Source organism: Pseudomonas sp. E141 (genome assembly GCF_052659885.1).
This window is the reverse complement of record NZ_CP084024.1, coordinates 4,019,758-4,033,269: the sequence shown is the minus strand read 5'-3', so window position 1 is coordinate 4,033,269 and position 13,512 is coordinate 4,019,758. Positions and strand designations below refer to the sequence as shown.

Here is a 13,512-nt window from a genome sequence, read left to right as displayed (position 1 = left end):
CTTCCAGGTTGAACAACGGATGGGCAAAGCATAACCCGACGGACAACTGACGGCACATGCGCCGTGAACCCGGACGCGACGGTCGGGGTCTATCCTGTTCATAACTTTCTGGAGTCCGCCCGTGCCCATGACCCGTCTGATCTTCGCCTGGCTGCTGGCCGTTTCGAGCAGTGGCGTCATGGCCCGCGAATATGCCTACAGCGATGCACACCTGCATTACGTCGATTTCTTTCAGGAAACCGCCGGCATGCCCGAGTTACTGAAGGCGATGGCCGACAATCGCATCGAGCATGTGATGATTTCAGGCATACCGGTGGCCAAGAAATGGCATGAGGATGAGCCCAAGCGCCCGCGTTACTACGCCGGTGACGATGCGGACGCCTATTGGTACAGCGCCACCGATGTAATTGTCGCGGCGGCGGTGAGCAAGTTGACCGCTGAACAACGCCAGCACTTTCATCCTTTTTTGTCCGGTTTCAACCCCAACGACAAAAACTCCGCCATGCACATCCAGCGCATGCTCGATCTGTATCCGGGTTTGTGGCAAGGCATTGGTGAGGTGTTCACCCGCCATGACGACCTGACGGCACTGACGTCGGGGGACACCCCGCGGGCCAACAACGAGGCCATGACGCGGATCTATCATCTGGCGGCGGAGAACGATCTGCCGGTGCTGCTGCACTCCAACATCACCTCCAAGCGTGAGAAAAATGCGCTGTATTTGCCGGAAATTGAAGAGCCGTTGCGCAACCATCCTCACACGCGGTTCATTTGGGCGCATGCCGGCACCAGCATGGAGATCCATCGTCACCAGACGCGGCTGGATTTTCTGTTGCCGACACTGACCCGGATGCTGGAGACCTATCCGAACCTGTACATCGACCTGTCCTGGAGCGTGCTCACGCCTTACCTGCTGGACGAGGCGGGCAAACCCCGCGAGGCGTGGCTCAAGCTGGTGGAGCGCTTCCCGGAGCGTTTTATGTTGGGGTCGGATGTAGTGGGGCGTTTCGACAATGTCGGTAAGGAATTACGCAGCTTCGATCCGTTCCTGGATGCGTTGCCGGAAGAGGTGGCGAAGAACGTAGCTCGGGATAATTTCCTGGCGGTGTTGTGTGGGAGCAAGGCTTGCCCGCAATGAAGGTATTGCAATTTCGCAATTGAGGGCGCCTGCAGCGCGAGCAAGCTTTGCTCCCACAGAAGCTCTCAGTGCACAAGGTGACCATCGCCTTGTCATCAGCCTGTCACCGCCGCGTCATACCCTCGCGCTCATCACAATCAAGGAGCGCACTATGCACCTCACCCGTTCAAGCGCACTGGTCGCGCTGTTGTCGGTCTGCGGCCTGGCCCAGGCGGAAGTCCGTGTCGAAGGCCCGGTGGAGTACGGTATCTTCGAAGGGCCCCAAGCCGAACTGCAATCAGGGGAGCGGGTTCTGCGCCGCAGCAACGAGCAGATCCGGCAGACTGAAAGTGTACCGGCCAAGCTGGGCACCAAGTTCGGTCTGCGCTACCGCTTGGCGGACAAGGTGGCTGACGACCAGCCATTGACCCTGTTGTATTTCACCCCAGGCATTCGCACCCCCGATGGCGTGCGCCACGATAAATTCGAAGTCACCCAGAAACTGGTGCCCGGTGCACCGCAGGATGTGATGGCCTACGAGTTCACCGAAAGCCACGAAGTGGTGCCGGGGGAGTGGCGGTTCATGGTGTTCCAGGGCGATCGATTGCTGGCGCAGCAACGGTTTGTCGTGCGCTGAATCTGTGAGAGCGAGCCTGCTCGCGATAGCAATCTGTCAGCCAACATAGATGTTGAATGTCAGGGCCTCATCGCGAGCAGGCTCGCTCCCACAAGGGAATTATCCACAGGGAATGTGGTGTGCAGAGCAGCCAAAAAAAACGCCCCGAACCAGTCGGGGCGTTTTTGTGTGTGGCGTTGCGGCGGGGCTTACTTGCCCTGCCAGCGCTTCAATACCAGGGTGGCGTTGGTGCCGCCGAAGCCGAAGCTATTGCTCATCACGGTGTCGATCTTGGCGTCTTCGCGAGTCTTGGTCAGGATCGGCAGGTCGGCCACTTCTGGGTCCAGTTCGTCGATGTTGGCCGAGCCGGCGATGAAGTTGCCTTCCATCATCAACATGCAGTAGATCGCTTCGTGAACGCCCGCGGCGCCCAGGGAGTGACCCGACAGGCTCTTGGTGGAGCTGATGGCCGGGGCGTTGGCACCGAACACTTCGCGCACGCCTTTCATTTCCGCAACGTCACCGACCGGGGTCGAAGTGCCGTGGGTGTTCAGGTAGTCGATGGGCGTGTCGACGGTGGACATGGCCATCTGCATGCAGCGGATGGCGCCTTCGCCGCTTGGGGCGACCATGTCATAGCCATCGGAAGTGGCGCCGTAGCCGACGATTTCCGCGTAGATTTTCGCGCCACGGGCCAGAGCGTGTTCCAGCTCCTCGACCACCACCATGCCGCCGCCGCCAGCGATGACGAAGCCGTCACGGTCGGCATCGTAGGCGCGGGAAGCTTTTTCCGGGGTGTCGTTGCGCTTGCTGGACAGGGCGCCCATGGCGTCGAACAGGAACGACTGGCTCCAGTGTTCTTCTTCACCACCGCCGGCGAACACGACGTCCTGCTTGCCCATCTGGATCTGCTCCATGGCGTTGCCGATGCAGTGGGCACTGGTGGCGCAGGCAGAGGCGATGGAGTAGTTCAGGCCCTTGATCTTGAATGGCGTGGCCAGGCAGGCGGAAACGGTGCTGCTCATGGTCCGAGTGACGCGGTACGGGCCGACGCGCTTGACGCCTTTTTCGCGCAGGATGTCCAGCGCTTCCATCTGGTTCAAGGTCGAGGCACCACCGGAACCGGCGATCAGGCCGGTGCGCGGGTTGGACACCTGCTCTTCGGTCAGGCCGGAGTCAGCGATGGCGTCCTTCATGGCCAGGTAGGCGTAAGCCGCCGCATGGCCGACGAAACGGTAGATCTTGCGATCGATCAGCTCTTCGAGGGGAAGGTCAATGGAGCCGGAAACCTGGCTACGCAGACCCATTTCGGCATATTCCGGATTGAACCGGATGCCAGGGCGACTTGCACGCAGGTTAGCGGAGACGGTCTCTTTGTCATTGCCCAGGCACGAAACGATGCCCAGACCAGTGATAACGACGCGGCGCATGCGGATAACCCTTAGAAGTTGTCAGTGGAGGTGAAAACGCCGACCCGAAGGCCTTCGGCGGTGTAGATCTCGCGACCATCCACAGCCACTGAACCATCGGCAATGGCCATGTTCAGCTTGCCCTTGAGGACGCGTTTGATATGAATGTTATAGGTAATCTTCTTCGCGCTCGGCAGAACCTGACCGAAGAACTTCACTTCGCCCGACCCCAGGGCGCGACCGCGGCCTGGCAGGCCTTGCCAGCCGAGGAAGAAACCGACCAATTGCCACATGGCATCCAGGCCCAGGCAGCCCGGCATCACCGGATCACCTTCGAAGTGGCAGGCGAAAAACCACAGGTCAGGAGTGATGTCCAGCTCGGCGACCAATTCACCTTTGCCGTACTTGCCACCCTCTTCGCTGATATGGGTGATGCGATCCACCATCAGCATGTTCGGGGCGGGCAGTTGCGCGTTACCTGGGCCGAACAGCTCACCGCGACTGCAGCGCAGCAGGTCTTCCCGAGTAAAGGCGTTTTGTTTGGTCATGCGAGCTCCTCAATAGTCCCATGCGGCAGGGTGGGGCAAATCTTCCCGGCCGATCGAAGCGTTCATGCCTCGAATCGACAGCCTACTCATAGACTATTGCGTTGTAGTGAAAGTCACAGCACACGGGAAATGAATGTACACCTGTGCACTGAAATTTTTATTCAAGCCCCAATCGGGACTTGTTCGGGTGGTTAAGACTGCCGCACTTTCGCCTTTCACGCCAGTCGCAGATGGTCGAAACGCCTGCACTAACGCACCCAGCGCTGCAGAATTTGCTGCAGATCAGCTCTTTTGAACGGTTTGGCCAGGTAATCGTTCATGCCCGCCGCGAGACAGGCTTCGCGATCGCCCTGTAGCGCATTGGCCGTCAGAGCGATGATGGGCACCTCGCCGCAGCCGGGTAACTGGCGGATCTGTCGCGTGGCTTCGTAGCCATCGATGATGGGCAACCGGCAATCCATCAGAATCGCCTCGAAAATCAGACTTTCGGCACTGCGGATGGCCTGGGCGCCGTCGGCGGCGATGCTGACGGTGAAGCCCAGGCTGCGCAGCATGGCTTCGATCACGGTCTGGTTCACCGGATTGTCTTCTACCAGCAGCACGTTGCGGCCCTCGCCATGACCGCTGCCGATGCCGTCGGGGAGCTTTGGCGCCAGGGCTATCGGTGCCTTTTTCGACAGGGCCAGAGGGATCTCCAGGGTAAACACCGACCCCTGGCCTTCTTCGCTCTGGGCGCGCAATGTGCCCCCCATGCGCTCAGCCAGGGTGCGGGCAATCGGCAGCCCCAGGCCGGTGCCACCGTAGCGCCGGGAAATCGAACTGTCGGCTTGCTGGAAGGCATCGAACATGCGCTCCAGGCTTTCGGTCGCGATCCCGATGCCGCTGTCGCGCACCGTGCAGGTAAACCACAGGAGTTCGTGATCCAGTGCCTGCCACTGGCATTGCACGGTGACGCGGCCTTGTTCGGTGAATTTCAGGGCATTGCCGATCAGGTTGACCAGGATCTGCCGGATCCGCGTCGGGTCGCCTTGCACCTGTAAGGGCTGCATGTCATCAGGGATCAGCAGGTCCAGGCCCAGCTTGCGTTGCGCGGCGCTGTGCTGGAACGACTGGGCGCAACTGGCGACCAGCTCCGCCAGATTGAACGGGATGTGTTCCAGTTCCAGGGCCGAGCGTTCGATGCGCGAGAAGTCGAGGATGTCGTTGATGACTTTCAGCAGGTGCTCGGTGGATTCGCTGGCCAGCGCCGTGTACTCGAATTGCTCCTCCGTCATTTCGGTGGTTTCCAGCAGTTGCAGCATGCCCAGTACACCGTTCATGGGGGTGCGCAGTTCATGGCTCATCATCGCCAGGAATTCGGACTTGGCGCTGTTGGCCTTCTCCGCTTCTTCCCGGGTTTTGATCAGTTGCGCCATGGCCTGGTGCTGTTCACGGCTGGCTTGCTCGAGACCGTCGGCCAGATTGTTGATATGCCGCGACAAGGCCCCCAGTTCGGCATCGTCGACGATGGGCAGCGGCGTACCGTAGTCGCCTTGCTGGATCGCCATGACTGCGTTGCCGATGTCGCGGATCGGCCGGGACAGGTTGGACGCCAGGCGACGCGCCACCAGGAAGGTGAACAGCAGGGCGAACAGCGCCAGGATCGCGGCCTTGAGGAGGATTTCCTGCTGCCGCTGGCTGAAGGCGTCACTGGACATGCCGACGATCACCCGGCCCAGGTAATCCTCATCGGGCGCCTCGATGGTCATGCTGTTGCCTTGCAGGAAATCATTGTTCAAGGCAATGCGCTGCAAGCGAACCGGCGCCTGGAAAACTTCGATCTGCTGGGAATGCTTGCGGCCTTGCGCGGGCTGCTCGACATACACCACAACCCGGTCCTTGCTGTCTTGCACCTCCAGAAAACGCACATGAGGCGTGGCCAGGGTGGCGGTGAGCAGGCTTTCCAGCACCTCGTTATTGCCCGATATCACCCCATACTCCGTGGCCGGGGCCAGTTGGTTGGCGATCAACTGCCCGGTGTGGTTGAGTTCCTGGCGCAGGTCCTGGATTCGCACAAAAGTAAAGAAGCTGATCAACAGCACCGTCAGCAGCAAGGCCGGGCCGAGGGCGATAAGCTGGGTGCGGGTATTGATGTCCCAGCGGCGACGCAAGGTCATGGGCGTTGTTCTCCTTCGGCCAGCTGTGCAGCGACGGATTCGGCGTCAATCGGCTCGATCCCCAGTGAGCGGGCGACCTGCTGGTTGCTCAGGACTTTGAAGCGGGCCGGATACAGGGTGCGGGGCCAGGTGGCGGCGGGACGGTCCAGCAAATCGTCGAGAATTGCCAGCCAGTCCTCCTGGTCGCTGTAGGTGCTGGCCAGGCTGCCAGCCTTGACGAAAGCGGCGTTGGGCCCGATCAGCGCACGTTGCCGGGCGTAGCTGCTGAGCAACAGATTCTTTACCGTCTTGGGGTTGTACAGATCGGGGTCGTCGAGCCCCAGCAGCACATCGCTGCGGCCCAACAGCTTTTGCAGAGGGCGGCTGTCACTGGTGTCGTCCCAGCGTTCACTCACGATCTCCAGCCCCAACGGCGTTGCTGCCTGGCGGATTTCCTTGAGCAGGAACTCGCTGTGCCCATCGAACAGCACGCCGACCCTGCGCATTTGCGGAAGGATCGCGCGGATCAGACGCAATTGCCGCGTCAGCGGCGGATCGCTCCACAACAGGCTCAGATGATCGGGCGTTGTCTCGCCCAGGCGGTCCCTGGCTTGTTGGCGGCTGATTCGCAGTACCAGGGTGGCGGGCCCGTGGGTTTCCTGCAGGCGCCAGTCGAGGCTGGGCAGGTCAAGCAAAATCAGGCGGACATTGCGTGGCAGTTTGCCGGGCGCCGGCAGGCTGGCCAGCGGAGTAAACCTGACGTCGTCCTCGGGGCGCAGGACTTTCAGGGCCTGGGTGAAAGACTGCACGCCAGGACTGTTACGCACGCCGGTCAGTACAATCTCGGCGGCCCGGGCCTCGATCGTTGCCAGCCAGCCTGCAAACACCAGGCACAGCGCCAGCGGCAGGCGGCCACGAAAGGGCGTCTTGCGCGATTGACCCCGGAACATCTAGAACGACAACTCCGCAGTGAAATACAGGACGTGACGGGAGTCGTAGCGGTTGTCGACAAACGTAGTGGGCTGGTTGTCGAGACGCTGTTGCAGGATGCCCGCCAGTTCCAGGTTGGCCTTGCCCAAAGAAATGCGTTTGGCCAGGCGGGTGTCGACTCGTTCAAAGCGATAGCCGTTGAGGTCGTCGGCGCCATAATAGAACACCGCGCTGTTCCAGCCTCGGCCCCAGTCCCGCAGCCAGCCGGCCGAACCGCTATTGCGGGCGGTCGGCTGTTCGTCGAGGGCGTTGCTGGCCAGCGCATCGACGTAGGCATAGGTCAGGCGCAGGCGGTCGGCGCTGGTGATGCGCCAGTCGAACTGGGTTTCGGCCCCGGAAAACTGTGATTCATTGGCGTTGCTGGCAATGTACTGATTGTTGCGCAGGGGTTCGCTGATCATGCCGGTGATTTCGTCATGGAACAGCTTCACATCGACGCTCAGCCCCAGGTTCATGAAATAACCGTTGTAGCCCAGTTCCCGGGAGCGCATGTGCTCCTGGTCCAGGTTCCCCGGCCCTCGGGTCTGGACAAAATAACGGGCACTGCTCTGGCCGAAGGCGGTGGGCTTGAGGTTGGTGACCTGATAACTCCAATTGACATTGTTCTCGAACATGTCCGGCGAGCGCACCGCCTCGGAGTACACCGCCCGCAGGCCATGGCGTGGCGTGATCAGGTAGTTGACCGCCACCCGCGGCGTCAGCGAGCTGCCGGTCAGGTGGGTGTCTTCGAACATCGCACCGCCCTGTACCAGCCAATGTTCGCTGGCCCGCCACTCCAGTTGGCCGAACAGGCGCCAAGTGGTGTCGTCCAGCGTGCCGTTGAAGTACGTCTCGGAGTCGGCCCGGTCGTAGCGATAGTTTGCCCCGGTGACCAGTCGCAGGCTGTCGGACAGGCTCAGGGTGTCCTGGATTTCCAGGTCGTAGCGCGACTCACGGGCGCTCTGGTCGATATCGCCGCACAAGGTTTGCGAGGCGCCGTTGCGCCATTGATCGAGCACCTGATTGGCCAGCGCCTGTTCTTGCGGGGTGCCGGGCGGCGCACCGGTGCCGGTGAAGCTGGGAATATTGCGCGCCAGCTTCTCGGCGTAGTTAGGGTTGAGCAACCACAGATCGGTCAACTGCGGGCTGAAGGAGACCTCGGCATCGCAGGCGCGCCAGGTCTGCTGGCGATCCCAATGCTGGAGCGAGCCTTGTACATAAAGGCTGTGGTTGGGGTTCAGGTCCAGGTTCCAGCGCAGCGAACCGGCGTAGTCCTTGGCGACGACATCGGAGTTATCCCCGGCGGCCGTAATCCCGGCGAACACTGGACGGTAGGTATAAGGCCGCTGATTGGTCCCGTCCTTGGCGTTCAGTTGCCAGTCGATGCTCTGCTGTTCGTTCAGGGTCTGGCTGACGGACAGGTTGAAACGGTTCAAGCGTCGACTGTCGCGGTAATCGGCGCCGGTGCGGTTGCTGTCAAAGCCGTCGTCTTCCTGGCCGGACAGTGACAGCCGCAGGTCACCGCTCTCCCAACCGCTGCCCTGGCTGGCGTACCAGTCGCTGATGCCACGCTGGCCTCGGGTGATTTTCAGGCGGGTGCCGTGGCTGTCGGCCGGAGCGCGGGTGATGATATTGACCACCGCCATCAGTGCATTGGCGCCGTAGCTGACGGTGTTGGGGCCGCGGAAAACTTCGATCCGCTCGATGTCTTCCATGGCCACTGGAATATCGCTCCAGTCCACCGTGGCCAGGCCGGCGCGATACACCGAACGGCCATCGATCAGCACCTGCATGCGCCGCGCTTCGGTGGCGTTGGTGCCGTGGTAGTTCACGGCGGCCTGGTTCCCGCTGATATTGCCGACCATCATGCCCGGCACCAGGCGCAGCAGTTCGCTGATGTCCCGGGCGCCACTGGCCTTGATCAATTCGCTGTCCAGCACGGTCATGCTGCCGGGGACCGCCGCCGGCGATTGTTTCAGGCGCGTGGCCGTCAACACTTGGGGCAGGGGCTGACTGTCGACGAACAAGTCGTCGGCCAGCACTGGCGGGCTGATGAACAGCGCCAATACGAGCGACGAACCTGAACGGGAAGGGCCAACGAACACGGCACAGCCTTTGATTAGGGAAAGGATGGCCGGCATGTTAACTGAGGTGAGCGACTTTTCCATTCACGTTGACAGCATTTTCCTAGGAATTGATGGTCAGCTTCCTACAACTGCCGGTAATTGTAGTCGGGGCTGGTCGCGGTGTGGCCGCTCCGTATAATGCCCGGCATTGCCACTTGGTATGGATGAACGGATTGCATATGACTGAACAGCGCCCGATTGCGGTCCTGGGGGGCGGGAGTTTCGGTACCGCCGTGGCCAATCTGCTGGCCGAGAACGGCCACCCGGTGCGCCAATGGATGCGTGACCCGGAGCAGGCCGAGGCCATCCGGGTCAATCGCGAGAACCCGCGTTACCTCAAGGGCATCAAGATCCGCCCTGAAGTTGAACCGGTGACTGATTTGCAGGCCACCTTGCAGGACTGCGACCTGTTTTTCGTCGCCTTGCCGTCCAGCGCCCTGCGCTCGGTCCTGGCGCCCCATGCCGAACGCTTGAGCGGCAAATTGCTGGTGAGCCTGACCAAGGGGATCGAAGCCCAGACCTTCAAGCTGATGAGCGAGATTCTCGAAGAAATCGCCCCAAAGGCTCGAATCGGTGTGATTTCCGGGCCGAACCTGGCGCGCGAGATCGCCGAGCATGCGCTGACCGCCACCGTGGTCGCCAGTGAAGACGAAGAACTGTGCCAGCGGGTCCAGGCCGCGCTGCATGGGCGAACCTTCCGGGTCTACGCCAGTGCCGACCGTTTCGGTGTGGAACTGGGCGGGGCGCTGAAGAACGTCTATGCCATCATCGCCGGCATGGCGGTGGCGCTGGGCATGGGGGAGAACACCAAAAGCATGCTGATCACCCGGGCGCTGGCGGAAATGACCCGTTTTGCCGTCAGCCAGGGTGCCAATCCGATGACCTTCCTGGGGTTGGCCGGGGTCGGCGATTTGATCGTCACCTGTTCCTCGCCTAAAAGCCGCAATTACCAGGTCGGCTTCGCGCTCGGTCAGGGGTTGAGCCTGGACGAGGCTGTGTCGCGCCTGGGTGAAGTGGCCGAAGGAGTGAATACGCTCAAGGTGCTCAAGGCCAAGTCTCAGGAGTCCGGGGTCTACATGCCATTGGTCGCGGGGCTGCATGCGATTCTGTTCGAAGGGCGCACGCTGGAGCAGGTGATCGAACTGTTGATGCGTGGCGAGCCCAAGACCGACGTCGATTTCATTTCCACCAGTGGCTTCAACTGAGCCTCTATTGATCAGAAGCGGGAGCAAACCATGAGCGATCCAAAAGAGCAGGCCCGATACGAGTCCATCCTGCTGCGTGTGTTGTGGATGGTGATTTACCTGCTGGTCTGGCAGGTGGCGCAGTTCATCCTGGGCGCGGTGGTATTGGTGCAACTGATCTACCGGCTGATCTATGGCGCGCCCAGTGCCAGCCTGATGAACTTTGGTGACAACCTGAGCCAGTTCCTGGCGCAGATCGGCCGTTTCGGCACCTTCCACAGCGACCAGAAACCCTGGCCATTCGCTGACTGGCCCACCCCGCGCACGCCGGAAGGTGAAGCGCCGCACGTGGTGGCGCCGGCTCCGCATCCGGTCCGGGACGAGGAGCCCAAGCTATGAAATTGTGGGTATTGCGTCATGGGGAAGCCGAGCCATACGGTGCCCGTCCCGACCCTGAGCGGGCGCTGACCGCTCACGGTCGCGAAGAAGCACTGCGCAGTGCCGCCGCGCTGATCGGCCAGCCGCTGAGCGCCATTTATGCCAGCCCGTACCTGCGCGCCCAACAGACCGCCCAACTGGTGCGCGAAGCCTTGGGCTTCGCGCCTGAGTTGATCACTGTTGATTGGCTCACGCCGGAAACCCGCCCGCAAAAAGTCCTGGAACAGCTGGTTGATCAGGGCGACGTGCTGCTGGTCAGCCATAACCCGCTGGTGGGCAGCCTGCTGGGCTTTCTGCAACACGGTCACCTGCAACAACCCGAACAGGTTAAAACGGCTGGCCTGGCCGAGCTGGAGGGTGACCTGCCGCTGGCCGGGGCGATGCAGCTCAAGGGCATTCAGCATCCCTGAGAGGTCTCTGGTCGCAGGGTTGAGCACAACAAAAAACATAAAGGAAGGACAACGATGAGTCTGTGGCGCACCACCCCCAACATCGAGCAACTGAACGCCGCCGGTAAAAACACCATCAGCGAAGTGCTGGACATTCGTTTCGAATCTTTCGACGACGAGTCCCTGACCGCCAGCATGGTGGTCGATCACCGCACCCACCAGCCATTCGGCCTGTTGCATGGCGGTGCATCGGTGGTGCTGGCTGAAACGGTCGGGTCCATGGCGGCCTATCTGTGCGTGGACACCAGCAAGTTCTATTGCGTGGGCCTGGAGATCAATGCCAACCACTTGCGTGCTGTGCGCAGCGGTCGGGTGACGGCCACGGCCCGGATGGTCCATCTGGGCCGCACCACCCAGGTCTGGGATATCCGCCTGACCAACGACGAAGGCAAAGTCAACTGCGTGTCGCGCCTGACCATGGCCGTGGTGCCGCTGGGTGAACAGCCGCCGGCGCGTTGAAACCCGAATGCATGTTTGTGACTGATGGGCCGCTCTTGTGGCGAGGGAGCTTGCTCCCGCTGTGCTGCGAAGCGGCCCCGCAAACCCATCGACTCGGTTAGCCTGCCACACCGCGACGCCTGGTTTTGGGCCTGCTGCGCAGGCCAGCGGGAGCAAGCTCCCTCGCCACGGGTTTACATCGCTCATACAACGCCATAGCCCAAGCCCGACTGTCATCATTGCTGTCAGTTACGGTCATTGCCGCGCCACCGGGATGTGCGGACAATCGGTTCCAGTTTCCCTATGGATCCACTGTCATGTCGCAACAGGTGTTTTTCGCCCACGCCAATGGTTTTCCCTCGGCCACTTACGGCAAGCTGTTCGCCGCGCTGGCGCCGCAGTACGAGGTCGCGCATCTGGAATTGCACGGCCATGACCCGCGTTTTCCGGCAGACGATAACTGGCACAACCTGGTGGACGAGCTCATCCATCACCTGGAACAACAACCTGAACCGGTGTGGGGCGTCGGCCATTCCCTGGGTGGCGTTCTGCATCTGCATGCCGCATTGCGCTGTCCACAGTTATATCGTGGCGTGGTAATGCTCGATTCGCCGGTGCTGACCCGCGCCGATCAGTGGGTGATCCTGGCCGCCAAGCGCCTGGGGTTCATCGATCGTCTGACTCCAGCGGGACGGACGTTGGGCCGGCGTGAAGAGTTCGCAGACCTGGAGTCGGCCCGGCAGTATTTTTCCGCCAAGACGCTGTTCCGCGGGTTTGACCCGGAATGCTTCGACGCCTACCTGCAACATGGCTTGCAGCAAGTCGGCGACCGCTTGCGGCTGCGCTTCGATCCGGCCACGGAGATCAGCATTTACCGCGGCGTGCCGCACACCAGTCCCGGCCGGGCCCGTATGCTCAAAGTGCCGTTGGCGGTGGTGCGCGGCCGGCAGAGTCGCGTGGTGATGCGCCATCACACCCGTTCGGTGGGTCGAATGCCCCATGGCGAATCCCTGAGCATGCCCGGCGGCCACATGTTTCCCCTGGAACGTCCGCAGGACACGGCCAGGTTGCTCAAGGATCTCTTTCAGCGCTGGGAAGGGCGCAGCTTATGAGTGGGGTTGAAGAAGTCCGTCTGAGCCTGCCCCACATTGAACTGGCGGCCCACCTGTTCGGGCCGGAGGATGGCCGGCCGGTGATCGCCTTGCACGGTTGGCTGGACAATGCGAACAGCTTCGCCCGGCTGGCTCCACGGCTTGAGGGCCTGCGGGTCATTGCACTGGACATGGCCGGTCACGGTCACTCCGGGCATCGCCCACCCGGTGCTGGCTATGCCCTGTGGGACTATGCCCATGATGTGCTGCAAGTCGCCGAACAACTGGGCCTGGCGCGTTTCGCCCTGCTGGGGCATTCCATGGGCGCCATCGTCTCGCTGGTGCTCGCCGGAGCCTTGCCCGACCGGGTCACGCACCTGGGGCTGATCGACGGGGTGATCCCTCCCACGGACAAAGGCGACAACGCCGCCGAGCGCATGGGCATGGCCCTGCAGGCGCAGCTGGATTTGCAACAAAAACGAAAACCGGTCTACAAAACCCTCGACCGGGCCATTGAGGCCCGCATGAAAGGCCTGGTGGCGGTCAGTCGCGAAGCCGCCGAATTGCTGGCCCAGCGCGGCCTGATGCCGGTGCCGGGAGGGTATACCTGGCGCACCGACAATCGCCTGACCTTGCCATCGCCGCTTCGCCTGACCGATGAGCAGGCCATGGCCTTCGTGGCGCGGGTCGCTTGCCCCGCGCATCTGGTGGTGGCTGCTGACGGCATGCTTGCCCGACACCCCGAGTTGCTGGAGCGTCTACCCTTCAGTCATGAACGGTTGCCCGGCGGTCATCATTTGCACCTGAACGACGAGGCTGGCGCCGCGCTTGTAGCAGACTGTTTCAATCGGTTCTTCACCGTTTCTTGACTTGCGCCTGGCAACTGTCGAGGCTGGGCGGGTTGAAAAAGGGAGACAACCATGACAGATCTCTGTTTAGCGGCCTCGCAGTGCATCGATGACACCGGCCTCACCCCAGAGACCCAGGCCATG

At 61.7% G+C, this 13,512-nt stretch carries 13 protein-coding genes; 8 read left to right on the top strand and 5 right to left on the bottom strand.

Going from position 1 to position 13,512, the window contains the following annotated elements; all coding sequences use genetic code 11:
• Nucleotides 1-127: 127 nt before the first annotated feature.
• Nucleotides 128-1,138, top strand: coding sequence for an amidohydrolase family protein (locus GKKCFE_RS18010; protein ID WP_047230335.1), 1,011 nt, complete (start codon nucleotides 128-130; stop codon nucleotides 1,136-1,138).
• A 151-nt stretch (nucleotides 1,139-1,289) separates the two neighbouring features.
• Nucleotides 1,290-1,754 carry a DUF3859 domain-containing protein gene (locus tag GKKCFE_RS18005; RefSeq protein ID WP_047230336.1) on the top strand — a complete coding sequence of 155 codons (465 nt, stop codon included), beginning with the start codon at nucleotides 1,290-1,292 and terminating at the stop codon, nucleotides 1,752-1,754.
• A gap of 188 nt (nucleotides 1,755-1,942) precedes the next feature.
• Here the strand turns inward: GKKCFE_RS18005 and fabB are convergent, their stop codons facing one another.
• The 5 genes from fabB to GKKCFE_RS17980 all read right to left on the bottom strand — a co-directional run bounded on the left by fabB (nucleotide 1,943) and on the right by GKKCFE_RS17980 (nucleotide 8,935).
• Nucleotides 1,943-3,163, bottom strand: coding sequence for a beta-ketoacyl-ACP synthase I (gene fabB / locus GKKCFE_RS18000; protein WP_047230337.1), 1,221 nt, complete (start codon nucleotides 3,161-3,163; stop codon nucleotides 1,943-1,945).
• A gap of 11 nt (nucleotides 3,164-3,174) precedes the next feature.
• Nucleotides 3,175-3,690, bottom strand: coding sequence for a 3-hydroxyacyl-[acyl-carrier-protein] dehydratase FabA (fabA, locus tag GKKCFE_RS17995; RefSeq protein WP_047230338.1), 516 nt, complete (start codon nucleotides 3,688-3,690; stop codon nucleotides 3,175-3,177).
• A 248-nt stretch (nucleotides 3,691-3,938) separates the two neighbouring features.
• Complete coding sequence (locus GKKCFE_RS17990; RefSeq protein ID WP_047230339.1) at nucleotides 3,939-5,846, bottom strand: ATP-binding protein; 1,908 nt, start codon at nucleotides 5,844-5,846, stop codon at nucleotides 3,939-3,941.
• The gene (locus GKKCFE_RS17985) at nucleotides 5,843-6,775 is read right to left on the bottom strand and encodes an ABC transporter substrate-binding protein (RefSeq protein ID WP_139049440.1); all 933 of its coding nucleotides are present in this window, start codon (nucleotides 6,773-6,775) and stop codon (nucleotides 5,843-5,845) included. The genes GKKCFE_RS17990 and GKKCFE_RS17985 overlap by 4 nt, the downstream gene beginning before the upstream one ends.
• Nucleotides 6,776-8,935 (bottom strand): TonB-dependent receptor plug domain-containing protein, encoded by a 2,160-nt coding sequence (locus tag GKKCFE_RS17980; RefSeq protein ID WP_223194528.1) that lies wholly within the window; start codon nucleotides 8,933-8,935, stop codon nucleotides 6,776-6,778.
• Nucleotides 8,936-9,099: 164 nt separating this feature from the next.
• On the opposite strand from GKKCFE_RS17980, the gene GKKCFE_RS17975 reads away from it, so the two are divergent.
• The 6 genes from GKKCFE_RS17975 to GKKCFE_RS17950 all read left to right on the top strand — a co-directional run bounded on the left by GKKCFE_RS17975 (nucleotide 9,100) and on the right by GKKCFE_RS17950 (nucleotide 13,389).
• Entirely contained in the window at nucleotides 9,100-10,125 is a 1,026-nt protein-coding gene (locus tag GKKCFE_RS17975; RefSeq protein WP_047230341.1) for an NAD(P)H-dependent glycerol-3-phosphate dehydrogenase, read from the top strand.
• A 30-nt stretch (nucleotides 10,126-10,155) separates the two neighbouring features.
• Nucleotides 10,156-10,503, top strand: coding sequence for a DUF4389 domain-containing protein (locus tag GKKCFE_RS17970; RefSeq protein WP_445576919.1), 348 nt, complete (start codon nucleotides 10,156-10,158; stop codon nucleotides 10,501-10,503).
• A complete protein-coding gene (gene sixA, locus GKKCFE_RS17965) occupies nucleotides 10,500-10,952 on the top strand; it encodes a phosphohistidine phosphatase SixA (RefSeq protein ID WP_047230343.1) in 453 nt (150 codons plus the stop codon). The genes GKKCFE_RS17970 and sixA overlap by 4 nt, the downstream gene beginning before the upstream one ends.
• Nucleotides 10,953-11,006: 54 nt before the next feature.
• Nucleotides 11,007-11,450: a hotdog fold thioesterase gene (locus GKKCFE_RS17960; RefSeq protein WP_047230344.1), complete on the top strand. Its 444-nt coding sequence runs from the start codon at nucleotides 11,007-11,009 to the stop codon at nucleotides 11,448-11,450.
• Nucleotides 11,451-11,746: 296 nt separating this feature from the next.
• A complete protein-coding gene (locus tag GKKCFE_RS17955) occupies nucleotides 11,747-12,541 on the top strand; it encodes an alpha/beta fold hydrolase (protein ID WP_047230345.1) in 795 nt (264 codons plus the stop codon).
• Nucleotides 12,538-13,389: an alpha/beta hydrolase gene (locus GKKCFE_RS17950; RefSeq protein ID WP_047230346.1), complete on the top strand. Its 852-nt coding sequence runs from the start codon at nucleotides 12,538-12,540 to the stop codon at nucleotides 13,387-13,389. Before GKKCFE_RS17955 ends, GKKCFE_RS17950 begins: the two co-directional genes overlap by 4 nt.
• Nucleotides 13,390-13,512 lie beyond the last annotated feature (123 nt).

Bases quoted from the DNA above. Each gene is read 5' to 3' on its own strand.
- GKKCFE_RS18010 (WP_047230335.1), top strand. From the start codon at position 128: ATGACCCGTCTGATCTTCGCCTGGCTGCTGGCCGTTTCGAGCAGTGGC.
- GKKCFE_RS18005 (WP_047230336.1), top strand. From the start codon at position 1,290: ATGCACCTCACCCGTTCAAGCGCACTGGTCGCGCTGTTGTCGGTCTGC.
- fabB (WP_047230337.1), bottom strand. From the start codon at position 3,163: ATGCGCCGCGTCGTTATCACTGGTCTGGGCATCGTTTCGTGCCTGGGC.
- fabA (WP_047230338.1), bottom strand. From the start codon at position 3,690: ATGACCAAACAAAACGCCTTTACTCGGGAAGACCTGCTGCGCTGCAGT.
- GKKCFE_RS17990 (WP_047230339.1), bottom strand. From the start codon at position 5,846: ATGACCTTGCGTCGCCGCTGGGACATCAATACCCGCACCCAGCTTATC.
- GKKCFE_RS17985 (WP_139049440.1), bottom strand. From the start codon at position 6,775: ATGTTCCGGGGTCAATCGCGCAAGACGCCCTTTCGTGGCCGCCTGCCG.
- GKKCFE_RS17980 (WP_223194528.1), bottom strand. From the start codon at position 8,935: ATGCCGGCCATCCTTTCCCTAATCAAAGGCTGTGCCGTGTTCGTTGGC.
- GKKCFE_RS17975 (WP_047230341.1), top strand. From the start codon at position 9,100: ATGACTGAACAGCGCCCGATTGCGGTCCTGGGGGGCGGGAGTTTCGGT.
- GKKCFE_RS17970 (WP_445576919.1), top strand. From the start codon at position 10,156: ATGAGCGATCCAAAAGAGCAGGCCCGATACGAGTCCATCCTGCTGCGT.
- sixA (WP_047230343.1), top strand. From the start codon at position 10,500: ATGAAATTGTGGGTATTGCGTCATGGGGAAGCCGAGCCATACGGTGCC.
- GKKCFE_RS17960 (WP_047230344.1), top strand. From the start codon at position 11,007: ATGAGTCTGTGGCGCACCACCCCCAACATCGAGCAACTGAACGCCGCC.
- GKKCFE_RS17955 (WP_047230345.1), top strand. From the start codon at position 11,747: ATGTCGCAACAGGTGTTTTTCGCCCACGCCAATGGTTTTCCCTCGGCC.
- GKKCFE_RS17950 (WP_047230346.1), top strand. From the start codon at position 12,538: ATGAGTGGGGTTGAAGAAGTCCGTCTGAGCCTGCCCCACATTGAACTG.